21 protein-coding genes and 2 tRNA genes are annotated in these 17,759 nt (G+C 64.3%); 14 read left to right on the top strand and 9 right to left on the bottom strand.

The features are described 5' to 3' along the window. The first annotated feature begins 41 nt into the window (after positions 1-41). On the top strand, positions 42-920 hold the full coding sequence (locus tag RQX22_RS05480; protein WP_315724388.1) for an SMP-30/gluconolactonase/LRE family protein: 879 nt from the start codon (positions 42-44) through the stop codon (positions 918-920). Between the two features lie 88 nt (positions 921-1,008). Here the strand turns inward: RQX22_RS05480 and RQX22_RS05485 are convergent, their stop codons facing one another. Next, the gene (locus RQX22_RS05485) at positions 1,009-2,670 is read right to left on the bottom strand and encodes an MFS transporter (protein ID WP_410001603.1); all 1,662 of its coding nucleotides are present in this window, start codon (positions 2,668-2,670) and stop codon (positions 1,009-1,011) included. A gap of 192 nt (positions 2,671-2,862) precedes the next feature. Here RQX22_RS05485 and RQX22_RS05490 point away from each other — a divergent pair, with 192 nt between their 5' ends. The 4 genes from RQX22_RS05490 to nadC are packed head-to-tail and all read left to right on the top strand — an operon-like array spanning position 2,863 to position 6,306. Further along, on the top strand, positions 2,863-3,729 hold the full coding sequence (locus tag RQX22_RS05490; protein WP_315724390.1) for an MBL fold metallo-hydrolase: 867 nt from the start codon (positions 2,863-2,865) through the stop codon (positions 3,727-3,729). Beyond that, positions 3,726-4,439: a DUF4230 domain-containing protein gene (locus tag RQX22_RS05495; RefSeq protein WP_315724392.1), complete on the top strand. Its 714-nt coding sequence runs from the start codon at positions 3,726-3,728 to the stop codon at positions 4,437-4,439. The genes RQX22_RS05490 and RQX22_RS05495 overlap by 4 nt, the downstream gene beginning before the upstream one ends. Further along, a complete protein-coding gene (nadA, locus tag RQX22_RS05500) occupies positions 4,436-5,437 on the top strand; it encodes a quinolinate synthase NadA (protein ID WP_315724393.1) in 1,002 nt (333 codons plus the stop codon). The genes RQX22_RS05495 and nadA overlap by 4 nt, the downstream gene beginning before the upstream one ends. A 23-nt stretch (positions 5,438-5,460) precedes the next feature. Continuing rightward, positions 5,461-6,306: a carboxylating nicotinate-nucleotide diphosphorylase gene (nadC, locus tag RQX22_RS05505; protein WP_315724395.1), complete on the top strand. Its 846-nt coding sequence runs from the start codon at positions 5,461-5,463 to the stop codon at positions 6,304-6,306. 6 nt (positions 6,307-6,312) lie between these two features. Here the strand turns inward: nadC and RQX22_RS05510 are convergent, their stop codons facing one another. Continuing rightward, positions 6,313-6,759 carry a DUF4112 domain-containing protein gene (locus RQX22_RS05510; RefSeq protein ID WP_315724396.1) on the bottom strand — a complete coding sequence of 149 codons (447 nt, stop codon included), beginning with the start codon at positions 6,757-6,759 and terminating at the stop codon, positions 6,313-6,315. Positions 6,760-6,779: 20 nt separating this feature from the next. Continuing rightward, positions 6,780-8,231 carry an ABC transporter substrate-binding protein gene (locus RQX22_RS05515; protein WP_315724398.1) on the bottom strand — a complete coding sequence of 484 codons (1,452 nt, stop codon included), beginning with the start codon at positions 8,229-8,231 and terminating at the stop codon, positions 6,780-6,782. A gap of 130 nt (positions 8,232-8,361) precedes the next feature. Between RQX22_RS05515 and RQX22_RS05520 the strand changes: the two genes are divergently transcribed. Next, on the top strand, positions 8,362-8,691 hold the full coding sequence (locus tag RQX22_RS05520) for a hypothetical protein (protein ID WP_315724400.1): 330 nt from the start codon (positions 8,362-8,364) through the stop codon (positions 8,689-8,691). Between the two features lie 14 nt (positions 8,692-8,705). Here RQX22_RS05520 and RQX22_RS05525 read toward each other — a convergent pair. The 4 genes from RQX22_RS05525 to cmk all read right to left on the bottom strand — a co-directional run bounded on the left by RQX22_RS05525 (position 8,706) and on the right by cmk (position 11,851). Further along, positions 8,706-8,792 (bottom strand) — tRNA-Leu (locus tag RQX22_RS05525). Between the two features lie 74 nt (positions 8,793-8,866). Beyond that, positions 8,867-9,163, bottom strand: a complete 297-nt coding sequence (locus RQX22_RS05530) for an integration host factor subunit beta (protein ID WP_410001604.1) — start codon at positions 9,161-9,163, stop codon at positions 8,867-8,869. 172 nt (positions 9,164-9,335) lie between these two features. Then, positions 9,336-11,045 (bottom strand): 30S ribosomal protein S1, encoded by a 1,710-nt coding sequence (gene rpsA, locus RQX22_RS05535; RefSeq protein WP_315724404.1) that lies wholly within the window; start codon positions 11,043-11,045, stop codon positions 9,336-9,338. 176 nt (positions 11,046-11,221) lie between these two features. Beyond that, positions 11,222-11,851 carry a (d)CMP kinase gene (gene cmk / locus RQX22_RS05540; RefSeq protein ID WP_315724406.1) on the bottom strand — a complete coding sequence of 210 codons (630 nt, stop codon included), beginning with the start codon at positions 11,849-11,851 and terminating at the stop codon, positions 11,222-11,224. Between the two features lie 97 nt (positions 11,852-11,948). Here cmk and RQX22_RS05545 point away from each other — a divergent pair, with 97 nt between their 5' ends. The 4 genes from RQX22_RS05545 to RQX22_RS05560 all read left to right on the top strand — a co-directional run bounded on the left by RQX22_RS05545 (position 11,949) and on the right by RQX22_RS05560 (position 13,320). Next, positions 11,949-12,272 carry a TIGR02300 family protein gene (locus tag RQX22_RS05545; protein WP_315724408.1) on the top strand — a complete coding sequence of 108 codons (324 nt, stop codon included), beginning with the start codon at positions 11,949-11,951 and terminating at the stop codon, positions 12,270-12,272. Between the two features lie 78 nt (positions 12,273-12,350). Then, positions 12,351-12,426, top strand: a tRNA-Ala gene (locus RQX22_RS05550). A 161-nt stretch (positions 12,427-12,587) separates the two neighbouring features. After that, positions 12,588-13,028: a hypothetical protein gene (locus RQX22_RS05555; protein WP_315724410.1), complete on the top strand. Its 441-nt coding sequence runs from the start codon at positions 12,588-12,590 to the stop codon at positions 13,026-13,028. A 121-nt stretch (positions 13,029-13,149) separates the two neighbouring features. Next, positions 13,150-13,320, top strand: a complete 171-nt coding sequence (locus RQX22_RS05560; protein ID WP_315724412.1) for a hypothetical protein — start codon at positions 13,150-13,152, stop codon at positions 13,318-13,320. Positions 13,321-13,375: 55 nt separating this feature from the next. Here the strand turns inward: RQX22_RS05560 and RQX22_RS05565 are convergent, their stop codons facing one another. Next, the gene (locus tag RQX22_RS05565) at positions 13,376-14,647 is read right to left on the bottom strand and encodes an MFS transporter (RefSeq protein WP_315724413.1); all 1,272 of its coding nucleotides are present in this window, start codon (positions 14,645-14,647) and stop codon (positions 13,376-13,378) included. A 122-nt stretch (positions 14,648-14,769) separates the two neighbouring features. Between RQX22_RS05565 and pgsA the strand changes: the two genes are divergently transcribed. Genes pgsA through RQX22_RS05580 form a run of 3 tightly spaced genes read left to right on the top strand, consistent with a single transcriptional unit; the run spans position 14,770 to position 16,026 of the window. After that, positions 14,770-15,333 (top strand): CDP-diacylglycerol--glycerol-3-phosphate 3-phosphatidyltransferase, encoded by a 564-nt coding sequence (pgsA, locus tag RQX22_RS05570; protein ID WP_315724415.1) that lies wholly within the window; start codon positions 14,770-14,772, stop codon positions 15,331-15,333. Between the two features lie 14 nt (positions 15,334-15,347). Then, positions 15,348-15,608, top strand: a complete 261-nt coding sequence (locus tag RQX22_RS05575; RefSeq protein WP_315724416.1) for a MoaD/ThiS family protein — start codon at positions 15,348-15,350, stop codon at positions 15,606-15,608. A 13-nt stretch (positions 15,609-15,621) separates the two neighbouring features. Beyond that, positions 15,622-16,026: a molybdenum cofactor biosynthesis protein MoaE gene (locus RQX22_RS05580; protein WP_315724418.1), complete on the top strand. Its 405-nt coding sequence runs from the start codon at positions 15,622-15,624 to the stop codon at positions 16,024-16,026. A gap of 15 nt (positions 16,027-16,041) precedes the next feature. Here the strand turns inward: RQX22_RS05580 and RQX22_RS05585 are convergent, their stop codons facing one another. Then, positions 16,042-16,935: a hydrogen peroxide-inducible genes activator gene (locus RQX22_RS05585; RefSeq protein WP_315724621.1), complete on the bottom strand. Its 894-nt coding sequence runs from the start codon at positions 16,933-16,935 to the stop codon at positions 16,042-16,044. Between the two features lie 134 nt (positions 16,936-17,069). Between RQX22_RS05585 and RQX22_RS05590 the strand changes: the two genes are divergently transcribed. Further along, positions 17,070-17,609, top strand: a complete 540-nt coding sequence (locus RQX22_RS05590) for a peroxiredoxin (RefSeq protein ID WP_315724420.1) — start codon at positions 17,070-17,072, stop codon at positions 17,607-17,609. The last annotated feature ends 150 nt before the right edge of the window (positions 17,610-17,759 follow it).

The raw sequence follows: 17,759 nt of genomic DNA on the forward strand, positions 1-17,759 counted from the left end.
ACTTTTCTTGCGCCCGCCATTGGCGAGGCTATCCAGCGGTCATGACCGATGCGTCGGAAGCCACCTGCCTCGTCGATTGCAAGGCCCTCCTCGGGGAAGGCCCCGTCTGGGTCGAACGCGAAAGGGCGCTCTATTGGGTGGACATCAAGGGTCGGATGCTGTTCCGTTACGATTGGGAAAGCGGATCGCATTCCTCCTGGCCGACGCCCTTTCGCGTCGGATCGATCGCTCCCCGGCGATCGGGCGGCTTCGTCGCCGGGACTGACCAGGGCATCGCCGCAGTCGATCCCGCCCGGAATCTATACGAGATCATCGCCGATCCCGAGCCCGATCGCCCCACCAACCGCTTCAATGACGGCAAGGTCGACCGAAATGGGCGCTTCTGGGCCGGCACGATGGACGATCGCGAAGAGCTCGCCCAGGGAGCGCTTTATCGGTTCGATCCAGATCTCAGCTGGAGGCGCTTGGACGATGGCTATCGGGTGACCAATGGCCCGGCCTTCAGCCCGGACGGCCATTCCATGTATCATAACGACAGTGCGCGGCGGATCATCTACGCATTCGATCTCGACGAGCAGGGCAATCCCAGCGAGCGCAGGATATTCGCGCAATTCGGCGAAGACGGGGGATCGCCCGACGGCATGACGGTGGATGCCGAAGGCTGTCTCTGGGTGGCGTTCTGGGATGGCTGGTGCGTCCGGCGGTTCAGCCCCTCCGGCGCCTGTATCGGCGAGCTGTCTGTGCCGGTACAGCGCCCGACCAGTTGCGCCTTCGGTGGCCCCGGCCTCGATCATCTGTTCATCACCTCGGCGCGCACCGGCCTCGACGCACAGGCGCTTGCCGGCCAGCCGCAGGCCGGCGGCCTGTTCATGGTCCGGCCAGGCCATAGGGGCGTGGCGGAAATATTGTTTGCCGGCTGATCGGCTCAGGTGATCGCAAGTCAGATGAAATGATCTGGCGACTCGGAAACGACGGAAAACAAAGCAACACCAGGTTCTATTCAAATGTTTAGGAGGAGGCGTTCGGATCGGTGAGCGGCTCGGCCAGCTCGCGAGGGCTGGGGGTGCGGCTGTCGGGGATCGAGCCGGTCTGCCGCTCGATCATCCGGCGGATGATCGGCGCCTTCTTGCCGCAATGGAGGGCCCGCAGTCGCTCGGTGACGACCGCATCCGCCTTGGTGACGCGATTGTTGTGGCGGGCATATTCCAACCAGGTCGGAAGATGAAAGCGTTCGATCCAGATCTCGGCGTCGGCCAGATCACGAAGCAGTGTCCAGTGACGCGCCCCGTCCCGCCGGCGGATGCGCCGCCGCTCCGCCATCGTCGCCAGGAACGGGCGACGATCCTCGGGCCGAATCCGATATTCGATGGTGATGACGACCGGTCCGCTTCGCGGCTCGACGGCCACCGCCGTTTCGGGCGCCTGCCAGCTGCGCAAGGGATCGAGATCGATGTCGGATCGAGCCGGCAAGGGAAGACGAAGTCCGAGCAGGGCGCAGCCGAGCAGGACGGTCGCCGCGACCGCGAGCGCCGCCCAGATGCCATGATCTTCGGCGATGACGCCCCACAGCCAGCTGCCCCCCGCCATTCCGCCGAACGCGGCCATCTGGTAGAGCGAGAGGGCGCGGGCGACGACCCATCGCGGCGAATGGAGCTGGACAGTGACGTTGAAGGTGGACAGGACCAGCACCCATGCGACCCCCGCCACGAGCAGGACGGCCATGGTCGCCGGCAGCCAGGGGCTGAGGCCCGCCAGCGCGGCGGCGGCCGCGAAGGCCAGGCAGGATCCCCGGGCCAGGGTCTCGGATGAAAAAGCGCTTCTGAGTCTTGCGCTGGCAAGCGCGCCGGCCACGGCTCCGAAACCGAACGATCCGAGCAGCAGGCCATAGGTCAATGGTCCGCCCGCGATCACGTCGCGCGCTATGAGCGGCATCAGCGCAGGGATGGCGCTTGCTCCGATCCCGAAGATCGCGCTCCGGCCGAGCACGGTGCGGATTGCCGGCGACATGGCGGCATATCGGATGCCCGCCGCCATCGCGACGCCAAGCGTCTCGCGGGGCAGCGGCTGCGGAGCGTGATCGGGTCGCCAGCGGGCCAGCACGGCGATCAGGCCGACATAGCTGGCGGCGTTGACCGCGAAGGCGGCGGCGGCGCCCGCTGCGGCGACGATGGCGCCGCCGATCGCCGGTCCCAGGCTGCGCGCAATATTGAAACCCATGCTGTTGAGCGCGATGGCCCCGGGAAGATCCGGCCGCTCCACCATGTCGCCGACCGACGCCTGCCAGGCCGGTCCGTTGAACGCGGTGCCGCATCCGATCATGAAGGTGAAGGCGAGCAGCAGCCACGGCGTGATCAGCCCCGTCCAGGCGCAGGCCGCCAGCGCGACGGAAACGAACAGCATGAAGACCTGGGCGGCCAGCATCATGCGCCGCCGGTCGAAATTGTCGGCCAGCGCGCCGGCGACCAGCGACAGCAGCATGATCGGCAGCGTGACGGAGGCCTGGACGAGCGTGATCATTTCCGCCGAACCCGCGATGGACGTCATCATCCAGGAGGCGCCGACCGACTGGATCAGGCCGCCGAAATTGGAGGCCATGCTGGCGATCCACACGGCGCGGAAGACGGGATTGCGAAGCGGATCGAGGGTCGATCCCTGACGCGTACCCGGCATCCTTGGCGGCGGATCCGCCATCAGACGCGCCGACCCGAAGAGCCCGTGGCGTGCGATCCGATCGGGAAGATATCTGCCATTCGATCCGTCGTTGCGCGCTTCCGGTGCCGTTGCAAGAGACGAGCGGCGGAGAGACAGGTTCCGCAGCGGATTTTCCTGGGGACGCTTGGTTTTTGCGAGGGCAGATGCCACATGCTGGTCATGGACGATCGGCCTCCCGGCGCCGCGCAGCGGCTGGACCCCCTGGTCCGACGCCTGCTCGCCGACAATCCGTCGCCATTCACCTTCACCGGGACCCAGACCTACATCGTCGGATCGGGAGAGGTCGCGGTGATCGATCCCGGGCCAGACCTGCCCGATCATGTCGCCGCCATCCTGGAGGCGATATCCGGCGAACGGGTCGCGGCGATCGTCTGCACCCACACCCATCGCGACCATAGTCCCGCCAGCCGGCCGCTGCAGGCGGCGACCGGCGCGCCGATCATTGGCTGCGCGGCGCTGGCGCTCCACGACGAAGGGCCGCGCGCGGACGACGGCTTCGATCCCGATTATCGTGCCGACAAGACGCTCGCGGACGGCGAAGCCCTGCACGGCGCGGCGTGGACGCTGCGCGCCGTGGCGACGCCCGGTCACACATCCAACCATCTCTGCTTTGTGCTGGAGGAGAGTTCCGCCCTTTTCACCGGCGATCATGTCATGGGCTGGTCGACGACCGTGGTGGCGCCCCCGGACGGCGACATGGCCGATTATATGGCCAGCCTCGACAAGCTCATGGGCCGCGACGATCACGTATATTATCCCGCTCACGGCCCGGCGCTGACCGCTCCGAAGGACCATCTTGCGAAGCTGATCGATCACCGGCGGCAGCGCGAACGCCAGATCCTCTCCCGCATCGAGGCAGGCACCGGCAATATTCCGGATATGGTGGAATCCATCTATCGCGAGGTCGATCCGCGTCTCCATCCTGCGGCGGGGCGATCGGTGCTCGCCCATCTGATCGACCTCGAGGCCCGGCAGCTCGTTCGGCGGCAGGGCGATCGATGGATGCTCGCGGCATGAGAAAGCTCGGCCCCATCATCGTCGCCGTCATCGCGGGCCTTGTCGCGGGAGCGTTGCTGGTCGCGGCCTTGCGCGTCTCCGACTGGTTCGGGGATGGCCCGGATCCGGAAACGATCGCCGCCGCCAGCCTCCAGTCGGTGCGGGAGCAGGCGCGGCTAACGCCTTTCGCGGCCCGCTTCGTGGCGGTCGTGACCTCCACCCAGACGCGATTCGGCCTGAAGGCGCAAAAGACGCTGATCATGCCGGGAATGGTCCGCTACGAGATAGATCTGGCGCGGCTGAGGCAAAGCGACTTGCGCTGGGATGATGCGAGCAAGACGCTGACCATATCCTTGCCGCCGCTCGAAATCGCCGGGCCGGAGGTCGACCTCACCCAGGTGAGGGAATATGATGGCGGCGGCGTGCTACTGGCATTGACCGATGCGGAGCAGACGCTCGACCAGGTCAATCGGCGCCGGGGCCAGCAAGAGCTGGTTCGCCAGGCGCGGGAGTCACTGCCGATGCGTCTGGCCCGCGACGCCGCCCGCCGTGCCGTGGCGCGAAGTTTTGCCATGCCCTTGCGGGCCGCGGGCATCGATGCCGATGTTGCCGTGCGCTTTCGCGATGAGCCGGGGCGGGATCCATCCTTCCTCGACCGGTCGCGCCGGATGGAAGATGTGCTTAAGGAACAGGCGGGACGCCGCCGCTCACCGGATAAGGAAAGTCGATGAACGCACCTACCGCAAGCCTCCGCGGACTCGACCTCCGCGCCGAGATCGATCGGCTGCGCAAGGAACGAAATGCCGTCATACTCGCCCATTATTATCAGGCGCCGGAATTGCAGGATCTTGCCGATTTCGTGGGCGACAGCCTGGATCTCAGCCGCAAGGCGGAGAAGACCGATGCCGATGTGATCGCCTTTTGCGGGGTTCGCTTCATGGCCGAAACAGCCAAGATCCTGTCCCCGGACAAGATCGTGGTCCTGCCCGACATGGACGCCGGCTGCAGCCTGGAGGACAGCTGCCCGCCCGATCAGTTCAAGGCGTTCCGGGAAAAGCATCCGGATCATATCGCACTGACCTACATCAACTGCTCCGCCGCGGTGAAGGCGCTGTCCGACATCATCGTCACCAGCTCTTCGGCCGACATCATCCTCAGCCAGATCCCCAAGGATCAGAAGATCATCTTCGGGCCCGACAAGCATCTGGGCGGCTATCTGACCCGCAAGACCGGCCGCGACATGCTGCTCTGGCCGGGCGTCTGCATCGTCCATGAGGCCTTTTCCGAAACCGAACTGCTCAAGCTGAAGGCGCAGCATCCCGGCGCCCCGGTGCTCGCCCATCCGGAATGCCCCCCGCACATTCTCGACCATGCCGACCATGTCGGGTCGACCTCCTCGATACTTGATTATGCCCTGCGCGCGCCGGACTCGACCTTGATCGTGGCGACCGAGCCGCACATCATCCACCAGATGGAAAAGGCGGCGCCGCACAAGACATTCATCGGCGCGCCGGGAGCGGACGGAAACTGCAATTGCAACATGTGCCCCTATATGGCCCTCAATACGATGGAGAAGCTCTATCTCGCCCTGCGCGATCTGGAGCCTCGGATCGAGATCGAGGAAGGGCTACGCCTCGCCGCCAAGAAATCGCTCGACCGCATGCTCGACATGGCGGGCAGGACGGTGGGCCAGGGCGATGTCGGCAAGCCGATCTTCGCCGGCGATTGATCCTGAACTTGCGGCGTTCGGCCATGACCTTCGCGCTCGACCGTTTCGATCTGGATCGCTTCGTTGCCGATACGCTGGCGGAGGATCTCGGCGATCATGGCGACATCACTTCGGCGGCGGTGATTCCTGCCGATGCCGCCTTCACCGGCGTGATGGACAGTCGCGAGCCGATCGTGGTCGCCGGCCTTCCGCTTGCCGCCGCGTTTTTCGCAGCTCTGGATGCCAATGTCCGGGTCGAGATGCTGGCGGGGGAGGGGGATCGGGTCGGCGCCGGTGCCGATCTGATGCGGCTATCCGGCAACGCGCGTGCCATGCTGACGGCGGAACGGTCCGCGCTTAACACGCTCCAGCACCTTTGCGGGATCGCCACGCTGACCAGGCGCTACGTGGATGCGATCGCGGGCACCGGGGCAACATTGCTCGATACCCGCAAGACCATACCCGGGCTCCGCGTCCTTGAAAAATATGCGACCCGGATGGGCGGCGCGAAGAATCACCGTATGCGGCTCGACGATGCAGCGATGATCAAGGATAATCACGTCGCCGTCGCTGGCGGTGTCGCGGCCGCGGTGGATCGGGCGCGAGCGGCCGGGATTTCCCGAATCATCGTCGAGGTCGATCGGCTCGACCAGATCGACGCCGCCATCTCGGCCGGTGCGACCCACTTGCTGCTCGACAATATGGACGTTCCTGCGCTGCGCAAAGCGGTCGCGATCGTGGCTGGCCGCGTCCCGACCGAAGCCAGCGGCGGGGTCACGCTCGACACGATCCGGGCCAAGGCCGAAACCGGAGTCACTTATGTTTCCGTCGGCCGCATCACCCAATCCGCGCCGGCTGCCGATATCGGCCTGGATTTTTCGGCCGTCTGAACAAGATCAGCGGTCTCGGTCCCGCGCCACCACTTCGCCTTCCACTACCACCGTCGCCGGATGGTGCTTGTCTAGCCAGCGCTTCAAGATCTTGAGGTTGCGGGTGTTGGAGCGGAAAGCGAAGTCGAACAGATCGCCCACCAGCGGAATGGCGCCGATTGCGGTGTCGACGCCGATATTGCCCATCATCCGCCAAAGCTGGAATTTGGACATGCCGAGATTGCGTGCCTCCCAGACCAGCCAGGCGCCCATCGCTGCCGTGACGACGTCGCCGACCACCGGGACCAGGCCGATAATCGAGTCGAGGCCGACGGGCCGGTTGATGCCGGGAATCACGAAAATGCGTTCCAGCACGGCTTCCATCGCCTCCAGCCGCCGCCGCACGGACAAGGGATCGCGTCCGATCGGAAGCTGATCGGCCAAGGCTTCGAAATGGTCCTGCGGTGTGGGCATCGCCTCCTCCTCTTTGCTCTTTATGGGGAAGGGGCGGCCAATTCGCCAGCATAGTGGCGGGCGAACATGTTCGGACGGAACCCCGCCAGCCGGGGGGATAGCAGGGACCATCGTATCGGGGTCGCTATCGGGATGAAGACATTGGCCGCGGCCAGAAGCCGGTCGGCATTGGCGAGGAGGGCACGGCGAGCAGCCATGTTGGGCGCGATCCGAGCCGCCGCCATGGCTTCGTCGGCGGCAGGATCGCAGACCGGGTTGGCGTCGCAGCTGAATCGCCGCAGGTACCAGCTGGCCAAGCGTGCCGGCGCGACCAAGTCGATGAAGCGCAGATCGGCCTGATCATCGATGGCGACCTTTTGCGCGTCCACCCCGATCGCGGCCCAGTCCCGCTTGAGGCGTGCGAATAGAATGCGATAGCCCGGTCCCTGCGGCATGGCGACGCGAACCTGGATCGGCTTCGGGACGTCCAGCTTCCCGATCGTCTGGGCCGCATATTCCCGTCGCATCGGCAACGGATTTCCGGCCCATGCCGGCACGGCCGGCCGGGGCATTTCCTCCAACTCCGTCGGCACGAGCGAAAGCCGGGTTGCGAGGCCTGGTATGGCCAGCACCGAGCTCAGCGCGTCCCGGTCCAGCGCCATGCTGAGGGCCTGACGCACCGCGGGGTCCGTCAGCGGGCCTTCGGCGGCGGTGAAGGCCAGGCCGAAGAGGCCCTCGGCGGGATCGAAAGTCAGTCTGTCATTTCCGAGGCGTGCCGCTCTGGCCAAGGGAAGATCGCCGATCGTGCCGCCGATCACCAGGTCGGCTTCGCCTTCCAGAAAACGTGCGATGGCCAGAGCCGCTCTTTCGCCCTTCAGCAGGATGGGGGGCGGTCCATCTTCCTCTTCTTCTTCCTCGTTCCTTGGGGGCGTCAGCAGGACCGTACCATCCTCCTGCCACGTCGGACGATAAGGGCCCGCGCCCTGACCTTTGAACAATATTCCCATTTCCGGCTGGGCAAGCATTTGCAGGAAATTGGGTCGGGGCGATCTAAGGGCGATTTCCAGCACCTCGTCGGTCATCGCCATGATCTCGTCGATAGCGCCGAGCATCGGCTTCAGCGGATTGCGGCTGGCCCGGCTGCGCGCAGCCTGCAACCGTCCCGCGACCTGCTGCGCCGTCATCCGGCTTCCGTCCGGCCATCGCATCCGGGCAAGGCGGAAAGTGTAGCGCATGCCATCGTCGGAAACGATCCAGCTCTGCGCCAGCCCAGGTTCGATCTGCCCCGCCGCGTCGAACCGCACCAGGCCCTCCGCCGACGCTTCGATCAGGAAAGCGGATGCGGCGTCCAGCGGCTCCAGATTGGGATTGTCGAGCTGCGGCGGCTGCCCGATTGCGCTCACCCGGATGGGGCCGTCCGCGGGCTTGTCGCAGCCACCGAGGGGGAACAGGCATGCCAGGCATACCAACAAATGGTGCAACCGATTCGCCATGCCCGCCAAGCGATAAACCAGCCGGCGCGGCTGGGCGACCCGTCACGAAAAATATCCCGGCGGCCCGACGGCCTTTACCGCTCCTTCACCAATCCGTCTGTATTTACAGGTGCGGGGAAAAGGGATGAACATGAAGATGAAAGTGGACGAGGCAATCGATCCTCATTTCAAAGAGCGGCGATCGGTGCGGAACTCTGTCGAGACCAAGACGCAGCTTCGCCAGCAGAACCTCTACAATGTCGAGGTGACGATCCGCGACGTCTCGACCGCCGGCTTCATGGCGGAGTGCGTCGAGCCCGTTCAGATCGGCTCCTATGTCGCCCTGGAGGTTCCGGGCCTTGGCCCGATCCGCGCCCAGGTCCGCTGGCAACTTGCCGGGCGGATGGGCGGCATGTTCCTGGATCCGATCAGCCTCGACAAATGCAAATGGGAAGCGGTGAGGGCAGAAGAGCCGGCCTGAGCTCTGAGCTGCCTTGGTGCGGACGGCGGGACTCGAACCCGCACTCCCTTTCGGAAAACAGATTTTAAGTCTGCTGCGTCTACCGGTTTCGCCACGTCCGCACGAGGCGACCATGCCCTGTCGTTCGGGCTGGCGAAAGACCCTGCCAATCGATGTGCCGGCTTCCTGAAAACATTCAGACGTTCAGGCGCTCGCGCATTTCCTTGCCGGGTTTGAAATAGGGCACTCGCTTCGCGGAGACGTCCACCGCATCCCCCGTCCTCGGATTGCGGCCCTTGCGGGCGTCGCGATCACGGGTGGAGAAGGCACCGAAGCCGCGAAGTTCGACCCGGCCGCCCTGTTGCAACTGACCGATGATCGAATCGAAGAAAGCCGACACCACCCGCTCGATTTCCTTGGCGGTCAGATCGGGATGGTCTTCGCAAAGCTTTTGAACCAGCTCGGAACGGATCACGGCTTCCCCCAAATCAATTGTGGCGAACAGGACTCGGCCCCCCGCGGCCGCTGATCCAGATCAATCGCACCGAATAGCCGAAAAGGCAATATCACCTCGTTTCAGCGTCCAAAAACGGTTCAGTTCAACCATTTGGACGAAAAAAAATGGGGCCAGCGCACGCGCTGCGCCGGCCCCCGTTCGATGATGCTTATTCCTTGTTCTTCTGCTTCAGCGCTTCGCCGAGAATGTCGCCCAGGCTGGCACCCGAATCGGACGAGCCATATTGGGCAACCGCCTGCTTTTCTTCGGCGATCTGCATCGCCTTCACCGAGAAGTTCGGCTTTTTCGAACGATCGAAGCCACTCACCATTGCATCGAACTTCTGCCCGACCTGGAAGCGCTCCGGACGTTGCTCGTCACGGTCGCGGCCGAGATCGGTGCGCTTGATGAAGCCGGTGGCGCCATCGTCACCGACCTGAACTTCGAGGCCGCCGTCACGGACTTCGAGCACGGTGACCGTGACAACGTCGCCCTTGTTGACGCCGCCCGAGGCACCGGCACCGCCCTTGGCGACGCCACCGCGCTCGAGTTGCTTGATGCCGAGCGAAATGCGCTCCTTCTCGACGTCGACGTCCAGCACGACCGCTTTCACAATTTCACCCTTGCGGTGCAGGTTGAGCGCTTCCTCGCCGGTCACGCCCCAGGCGATGTCCGACATGTGGACCATGCCGTCTACATCCCCTTCGAGACCGACGAACAGACCGAATTCGGTCGCGTTCTTGACCTCGCCCTCCAATTCCGTGCCGACCGGATGGGTCTCGGCAAATGCCGCCCACGGATTGGCCTGGGCCTGCTTGAGGCCGAGCGAGATGCGACGCTTTTCTTCGTCGACCTCGAGCACCGAGACATCGACTTCCTGGCTGGTCGAGACGATCTTGCCCGGGTGGACGTTCTTCTTGGTCCAGCTCATTTCGGAGACGTGGACTAGGCCCTCGATGCCCGGCTCCAGCTCCACGAAGGCGCCATATTCAGTGATGTTGGTCACCCGGCCGCGGAACACGCCATCGATCGGATATTTGGCGGCGGCACCTTCCCAGGGATCGCTTTCGAGTTGCTTCATGCCCAGCGAGATGCGCTGCGTATCCTTGTTGATGCGGATGATCTGCACCTTCACGGTGTCGCCGATATTGATCATTTCGCTGGGATGGCCGACGCGCTTGTAGCTGAGGTCGGTGACGTGGAGCAGGCCATCGATGCCGCCCAGATCGACGAAGGCGCCGTAATCGGTGATGTTCTTGACGACGCCGTCGATCACCTGACCTTCGTGGAGCGACTGGATCAGGCCCGTGCGCTGTTCGGCCCGCGTCTCTTCCAGAATGGCGCGGCGCGACACGACGATATTGCCGCGGCGGCGATCCATCTTCAGGATCTGGAAGGGCTGGGGAAGGTCCATCAGCGGCCCGACGTCGCGGACCGGACGGATGTCCACCTGGCTGCCCGGCAGGAAGGCCACGGCGCCGTTGAGGTCGACGGTGAAGCCGCCCTTTACGCGGCCGAAGATGACGCCTTCGACGCGGTTGCCGGCGGTGAATTCGGTCTCGAGCGTGTCCCAGGCGGCTTCGCGTCGTGCGCGGTCGCGGCTGAGCATCGCTTCGCCCTGGTGATTCTCGACGCGGTCGACATAGACTTCGACCTCGTCGCCCACCTTGATGTCGGCCTTCTGGCCGGGTGCGGCGAATTCACGGAGCGCCACGCGCCCTTCGGATTTCAACCCGACGTCGATGACGGCGAGGTCGTTCTCGATCGCGGTGACGATCCCTTTGACGACGCGGCCTTCGAAACTTTCATTTTCGCCGCCGAGGGATTCGTTGAGAAGTGCCGCGAAATCGTCGCGGGTCGGCATTGCCGTGCTGGCCATAAAGCTGGATATCCTTTGATGCTTTTACCGGCCATCGGTTGTCTCCGATGGTCTTGGCCCGATGTGCCGCAGCGGCCCCATGCCGGATGCGGCGTACAGCCAGCGCTCGCGCGAGCGAAGTCTCGAAAGCATAAAGCAAAAATGCGCGTCAAGGATGCGGCCATTGCCGTCTTTCCTTACGCGCCTCGCCCTAACCGAGCCTCCACGAGCGCAATCGCCCGCTGGACGGCGGCGTCTATAGCCATCTCGCTGGTATCGAGCAAGTCGGCATCTTCGGCTTGCTGCAGCGGCGCCATGTCGCGCGTCCGGTCGCGCTCGTCGCGCGCCTGGATGTCCAGCAGCACGTCCTCCAGATGCGTCTGGAGGCCGAGCTTCGTAAGTTCCGCATGGCGCCGCCGGGCGCGGACATCGGCCTTGGCGGTCACGAACAATTTCGCCTCGGCCTGGGGGGCGATGACGGTGCCGATGTCGCGCCCGTCGAGCACGGCCCCGCTTGGCTGCTCGGCGAAATCCCGCTGCCGCTTGATCAATGCCGCACGCACCAGCGGATAGACCGAAATGCGGGAGGCGACGCCGCCTGCCGCTTCACTCTTCAATTCAGGATCGTCGAAGTCGATTTGGGAAAAATCGCAGGCGGCCAGCGCCTCTTTCTCGTCCGAGGGATCGCCGCCCCAACGCAGCAGGTTGAGCGCCACGGCGCGATAGAGAAGGCCGGTGTCCAGATGGGGCAATTGGTAATGCGCCGCCAGGGCCTTGGCGATCGTACCCTTGCCGCTGGCGGCGGGACCGTCCACTGCGATGATCATGACCGGGCTTTTGACAGCGGCTTACCCATGTGGCAAGGCGCCCGGCGATCCGGCCGCAGGCCGGCTTTTCTCTCAATCGGATGGAGACTTTTCACCCATGGTGAAAGCTGAATGGGGCACCAAGCGGACGTGTCCGAAATGCGGTACCCGCTTCTACGACCTGGGCAAGGAGGATCCCGTGACCTGCCTCGCCTGCGGCATTGCCTGGGAACCGGAACCGGTGCTGAAGTCGAAGCAGCCGCTTCCCTATGACGCGCCGAAGAAAGAGGTCGAAAGCGACGAGAAGGAAGACGCGGATCTTGCCGCCGATGAACTCGAGATCGATGAGGATGCCGAGGAGAATCCGGACGACGAGGTCGATCTGGGTGGGGACGACGATATCGGCGTCCCGGGACCGGGCGAGGACGACGACGAGGTTTGATCATCTTGCAAGGCGCCGCCCCCTGATCTAAGGGCGGCGCCACCCAGACCCGCCGAACCGATCGGCGGGCATCGGTACGGGGCCGTAGCTCAGCTGGGAGAGCGCTACACTGGCAGTGTAGAGGTCAGGGGTTCGATCCCCCTCGGCTCCACCATTTTTCCTGACATGTGGATATGTGCCCCGAAGCTTGCGTTGGCGCGTTGCCGGCCATCGTCGGCCATATCCGTTGGACATCGCTTTCCCTGCGGATAATGCCGGCTCGCGCGTCTCACGTCTGAAGGGCGTGGGCGGGGTTTGCGTAGAAAGGTGATGTGAATGAAACATTTGGTGGCGATGTTATTTATCGGGTTGTGTCTGAGCGGGTGTGGCGGATCGAACGACGGAGCCGACGATGCGGATCCGGCCGCCGCGAACCAGGCGACCACGACTTCGGGTGCGCCGACGGAAGCCGCAAAGAGCCTCGCCTCATGCCCGTTCCAGGAAACGACCGATTGGCACGCTTATGTCGAGGGCGGTCGGCTCCAGGTCAACGGCCAGGTCGATTTGCTGATGGCGGGGTTCAAACCCGTCTTGACCCGCCGGGCCGATGCGTCCCCGGGCGTCGTCGCTTTCGATTTGTCCCTCGTCCAGGAGGCGGGAGCGGCGGTCAATGACCGCGTGACGTTCAGCGGGGCCGGCGCCACGCCGTCGCGATCGGCTGAAATCTACTGCAACGACAAGCAGGTCGCGAAGATCGAGGTGATTTCGGTCGACTGAGCCGCAATGGCGTAAACATGGATGTCCGATAACGTCTCCCTCTGTGCCGACACGGCACAGAGGGGCCAAGGGCTGTCGAAAGCTCTTGAAGCGATGGTAAAGAAAGTCTTAACTGTGAGGTATGAACCGCCTCTCGCCGCTCATTACCCGGTCGTCCGCTCGCGCAGTCGCGATGGACAGCTGGATTGCTGAGCCGGCTTCCGAGCCCTCCACGGATCTGCTGGACGATCTGAAGCTTTTCGCGCTCGGGTGGTTGGGCGGACTGGTATTCTTCGGCACTCTGCTGGCCTGATTCGCTGAGGCTTCGAGCTCCTGCTGCGCGATCCCGCGCCGCAGGGAGTGCTCGCTCAATCACATGCTTTATGCAGGCGCCAGGCGATCCAGGCGGCGATCGGGCTTGCCGCGACCACCATCAGCAGCGTCTCCGCGACCGAAACCCCGATCTGGACCAGTATCGTCAGCATTGCCGCGGAAAGGACCATCGCCCCCGAATTGACGATATTGTTGGCTGCGACGGTGCGGGCGGTCTCGGATTTGGGCACGGTTGTCGTCAGGAAGGCGTAGAGCGGAACGACGAACATGCCGCCGGCGACGGCGACGCCGAACAGGTCGAACATCACCCATCCGGCCTGGGGAAGGACGACGAACGTCGCCAGGTCCATCAGCGGGCCCTGATCGATCGGCCATGCACGCACGTTCCAGTAGAGATGAAGGACGAACAGGCCCATGGCGATCGATGCCGCCGGGGCGAATTTGGCGAGCACACGCCCGGCCAGCAGCCGGTTGATCGCTATCGATCCCACCGCCACCCCGATCGAGAAGATGGCAAGGAAGAGCGTCGCCACCTCCTCGTTGGCATGAAGCACGTTCTTGACCAAAGGGGGGAATTGCGCCGCCAAAATCGCGCCTTCGGCCCAGAAGAAGCTGATCGCAACGATGGCCAGGAAGAGCCGCGGGATATGCAGCGTCGCTCTGACGAGTGCGATGGAAGCACGGATGATGTGCCAATCCATCCTTGCCACCGGCGCGTCGGGTTCGGGTGGCGCGGGCGGCACCTTCCCACCCGATATGCGGCCGATCAGGGCGACCAGCAGCACTCCGCCGGCGGCAACTTCCGGCCTCAGGATACCGCCGGCGATCGTCCCCAGGAGGATGGCGCCATAGGTCCCGGCTTCGACCAGCCCGGTGCCGCCAAGCACTTCGTCGCTTCTCAGATGCTGCGGCAGGACCGCATATTTGATCGGCCCGAAGAAAGCGGAATGGACGCCCATCGCGAACAGCGCCGCGAGCATGAGCGGAACATTGTGGAGCAGGAGGCCCGCCGCGCCGCCGATCATGATGATGATTTCCGCCGTCTTGACGATCCGGATGATGCGCGCCTTGTCGCTGGCATCTGCCAGCTGCCCGGCCAGCGCCGAAAAGAGGAAGAAGGGCAGGATGAACAGGCCGCTGGCGATCGCGCTGAACGCGGCCTCCTGGGCTTCGTTCTTGTAGATGCCGTAGATGACCAGCATGATCATCGCCGTGCGGAACAGGTTGTCGTTGAAGGCGCCCAGGAATTGGGTGACGAACAGCGGCAGGAAGCGCCGCTTGCCCAGCAGGCTCAAGGATGCTTGCACAGCTTTAGCGTTTCCTTGTGCCTTGCGGTCATGCCGGTTCGCTCATAGCTGCTAAAACGTTCCGGTCAAACGCCGTTCCGCTCTCCACATGGGCGGTGGGAGCCGCTAGAGGAACAAGGCCAATGCTGACGCTCGCCAATATTCTCACCTTGTCACGCATCTTCGCGGTGCCGCTGCTGGTGCTCCTTCTCTGGCCGAGCAGGGAAATCGGGCCGGCCTGGTTCGACTATGCCCTGGCCTTCGCCCTTTATTGCCTGATGGGTCTCACGGATTATTTCGATGGCTATGTCGCCCGCACCCAGGGCACGGTGTCGCGGCTGGGCGTCTTTCTCGATCCGATCGCCGACAAGATCATGGTCGCGGCGGTTATCCTGATGCTGGTCTTCACCCAGACCATCCATGGTTTGCACGTCGTGGCGGCCCTGGTTATCTTGCTGCGGGAGATTACCGTATCGGGCCTTCGCGAATTTTTGGCGACGCTCCAGGTGTCGGTCCCGGTCAGCCGTCTCGCCAAGTGGAAGACGACGTTTCAGCTCATCGCGCTGGGCGCGCTCATCCTGGGCGGCGCGGTGCCGCAATTCGGCTGGGTCCACGATGTCGGCCTGGCCAGCCTCTGGGCGGCGGCCCTGCTGACGCTCGTCACCGGATGGGACTATTTGCGGGTCGGCCTGCGGCATATGGACTGAAATCGAATTTGAAGATGGCCTTCTTGGATCTCCTCTATTTCGGCTCGCTGCGCGAGACGCTCGGCAAGGATGGCGAGCGTGTCGATCCGCCCAGCCATGTCCTCACGATCGAGGATCTCGTGGCCTGGCTGGGGGAGCGCGACGAACCCTATCGGTCGGCCTTCGGTGCGCCGTCGCGGATCGGCGGCGCCGTCGAAGGCGAGCGGGTGGGCAATCGGGACAGCATCTTCGGAGCGCGGGAGGTGGCTCTGTTTCCACCCCCGGGCGCACTGTGAGCCGGGCAGGACCGTGATCGACATTCGCATCCAGGCGGGGGATTTCGATCCGGGCCGCCAGCTTGGCCGGCTCGAGGAGCTCGGCCGGGCGGCCGTGTCCGGCTTCGTCGCGATGGTGGAGGCCGCCGAAGACGTAACCGAGATTCTGGTCGAGCATCATCCGGTGCTGGCGAAGAACGCACTCCGCCGCATCGCCGAGGAAACGGAGCGCAATTGGCCGCTTGCCGGCATCATCCTCATCCATCGTCATGGCCGGCTGCGGCGCGGCGAGCGGCTCGCATTCGCCGCGGTGGCGGCGTCCGATCCCCGCCATGCCCTCGATGGATGCTGTTTCCTTGTCGATGCATTGCGCAGCCGCGCCCTTTTCTGGCGCAAGGAACTTGCCGCCGACGGCAGTGGCCGTTGGATGGAACCCTGAAGCATCGGCCTGAAGTCAGGCGGCGGCCTTCAGTGCCTCGGCAAGCATTCGAAACTCCTTCCGGCGGGGGCTGCCCTTGCGCCAGATGAGCGCGATCCGGCGGCTGGCATGCTCCGCCGCGAGCGGCCGCGCGATCACGCCGGTCCCTTCCAATATGCCGGCGGTCACCGCCATTTCCGGCACGATCGTCAGGCCCAGTCCGTTGTCGACCATCTGCACCAATGTGTGGACCGACGTGCCGAGCATGGTCGCTTCGGCGCGCAATTCGGGCCGGTTGCAGGCGGCCAGCGCATGATCCTTGAGGCAATGGCCGTCTTCCAGCAGGAGCAGCCGACGCTGGTCGATCTCGCCGGGCCGGACCTGTCCCGCTGGCGCCTCGCCCGGCGGAAAGGCGACGAACAGGCCGTCGTCGAAGAGATCGGCTTCCTCGACTTCGCCGCAACCGAAAGGAAGCGCCAGCAGAACGCAGTCGAGCGTGCCGCGGTGCAGCGAATCGCAGGCAGCCTGGCTGGTTTCCTCCCTGAGATAGAGTTTGAGGTCCGGCCATTCCTTGCGCAAGCGCGGCAATAGCGTGGGGAGGAGGAAGGGCGCGATGGTCGGGATCACGCCCATGCGCAATTCGCCGGCCAACGGCTTGCCCGCTGCCCGGGCCATCTCACCCAGTTCCTCGGCTTCGCGGAGGATATTCTGTGCCTTGGCCGCGATGCGCTCGCCGAGCGGCGTGAAGCGGACCACCCGCCGGGTCCGCTCGACCAAGGTGACGCCGATCAGCGATTCGAGCTCCCGCAAGCCCGCCGACAATGTCGATTGGGTGACGAAGCAGGCCTCGGCGGCGCGGCCGAAATGTCCATGATCGCGAAGCGCGACCAGATATTGGAGCTGCTTGAGGGTCGGCAGATAGGTGCTCATCATCGCCTCAATCGATCAGTCATCATAAACTAATCAATTTGATCGATGGAAACCAGCCCTTATAGACGCGTCTCGACAGGGTGCCGGATTCGGCGCTCTCAGCCTTTCGCATCCATCAACAAGCAGGAGACTATATGCTTACCGTCGGTGATAAACTTCCTTCCCTTAAGGTTCCGGTTCAGCAGGGCAGCGCCTTGCCCGCCGGCGAGACGATCGACTTGGGCGAGACCAACGGCAAATGGAAGATCCTCTTCTACTGGCCGAAGGATTTCACCTTCGTCTGCCCGACCGAGATCATCGGCTATGGCGAACTGGCGCAGGATTTCGCGGACCGCGATGCCCAGCTGATCGGCGCATCCACGGACACCGATTTCGTCCATCATGCCTGGCGCAAGGCCGACGAGCGTCTCGCCGCCGCCGATTTCCCCTGGATCGCCGACAATAAGAAGGAGCTTGCCGACGCGCTCGGTATCGTCGCTCCCGATGCCGGCGTCGCCTTCCGCGCCACCTTCATCGTCGATCCTGACAACATCATCCAGCATGTCACGGTGAACGGGCTCAATGTCGGCCGCAATCCGCAGGAGACGCTTCGCATTCTCGATGCGCTGCAGACCGACGAGCTCTGCCCGTGCAACTGGCAGGAAGGCCAGGAGCCGCTGCGTCCCGCCGCCTGACGGATCGATCGGCACCAAGAAGGGCGCGGGAAAGGGATTTCCCGCGCCCTTTTTTCGACTGGCGAAGCGGGCCGATCCGGGGATCGGCCGTTCGTTCAATCGCATCGTCAAAAGCTGCAACTTTGCCGGCTTTTCAGCACCACGCTCTAG

It is taken from the genome of Sphingosinicella rhizophila (assembly GCF_032378825.1).
In the GTDB taxonomy this organism is placed as follows: domain Bacteria; phylum Pseudomonadota; class Alphaproteobacteria; order Sphingomonadales; family Sphingomonadaceae; genus Allosphingosinicella; species Allosphingosinicella rhizophila.

Excerpts from the sequence above, each read along its gene's own strand:
- RQX22_RS05480 (WP_315724388.1), top strand. The coding sequence starts at position 42 with ATGACCGATGCGTCGGAAGCCACCTGCCTCGTCGATTGCAAGGCCCTC.
- RQX22_RS05485 (WP_410001603.1), bottom strand. The coding sequence starts at position 2,670 with ATGCCGGGTACGCGTCAGGGATCGACCCTCGATCCGCTTCGCAATCCC.
- RQX22_RS05490 (WP_315724390.1), top strand. The coding sequence starts at position 2,863 with ATGCTGGTCATGGACGATCGGCCTCCCGGCGCCGCGCAGCGGCTGGAC.
- RQX22_RS05495 (WP_315724392.1), top strand. The coding sequence starts at position 3,726 with ATGAGAAAGCTCGGCCCCATCATCGTCGCCGTCATCGCGGGCCTTGTC.
- nadA (WP_315724393.1), top strand. The coding sequence starts at position 4,436 with ATGAACGCACCTACCGCAAGCCTCCGCGGACTCGACCTCCGCGCCGAG.
- nadC (WP_315724395.1), top strand. The coding sequence starts at position 5,461 with ATGACCTTCGCGCTCGACCGTTTCGATCTGGATCGCTTCGTTGCCGAT.
- RQX22_RS05510 (WP_315724396.1), bottom strand. The coding sequence starts at position 6,759 with ATGCCCACACCGCAGGACCATTTCGAAGCCTTGGCCGATCAGCTTCCG.
- RQX22_RS05515 (WP_315724398.1), bottom strand. The coding sequence starts at position 8,231 with ATGGCGAATCGGTTGCACCATTTGTTGGTATGCCTGGCATGCCTGTTC.
- RQX22_RS05520 (WP_315724400.1), top strand. The coding sequence starts at position 8,362 with ATGAAGATGAAAGTGGACGAGGCAATCGATCCTCATTTCAAAGAGCGG.
- rpsA (WP_315724404.1), bottom strand. The coding sequence starts at position 11,045 with ATGGCCAGCACGGCAATGCCGACCCGCGACGATTTCGCGGCACTTCTC.
- cmk (WP_315724406.1), bottom strand. The coding sequence starts at position 11,851 with ATGATCATCGCAGTGGACGGTCCCGCCGCCAGCGGCAAGGGTACGATC.
- RQX22_RS05545 (WP_315724408.1), top strand. The coding sequence starts at position 11,949 with ATGGTGAAAGCTGAATGGGGCACCAAGCGGACGTGTCCGAAATGCGGT.
- RQX22_RS05555 (WP_315724410.1), top strand. The coding sequence starts at position 12,588 with ATGAAACATTTGGTGGCGATGTTATTTATCGGGTTGTGTCTGAGCGGG.
- RQX22_RS05560 (WP_315724412.1), top strand. The coding sequence starts at position 13,150 with ATGAACCGCCTCTCGCCGCTCATTACCCGGTCGTCCGCTCGCGCAGTC.
- pgsA (WP_315724415.1), top strand. The coding sequence starts at position 14,770 with ATGCTGACGCTCGCCAATATTCTCACCTTGTCACGCATCTTCGCGGTG.
- RQX22_RS05575 (WP_315724416.1), top strand. The coding sequence starts at position 15,348 with ATGGCCTTCTTGGATCTCCTCTATTTCGGCTCGCTGCGCGAGACGCTC.
- RQX22_RS05585 (WP_315724621.1), bottom strand. The coding sequence starts at position 16,935 with ATGAGCACCTATCTGCCGACCCTCAAGCAGCTCCAATATCTGGTCGCG.
- RQX22_RS05590 (WP_315724420.1), top strand. The coding sequence starts at position 17,070 with ATGCTTACCGTCGGTGATAAACTTCCTTCCCTTAAGGTTCCGGTTCAG.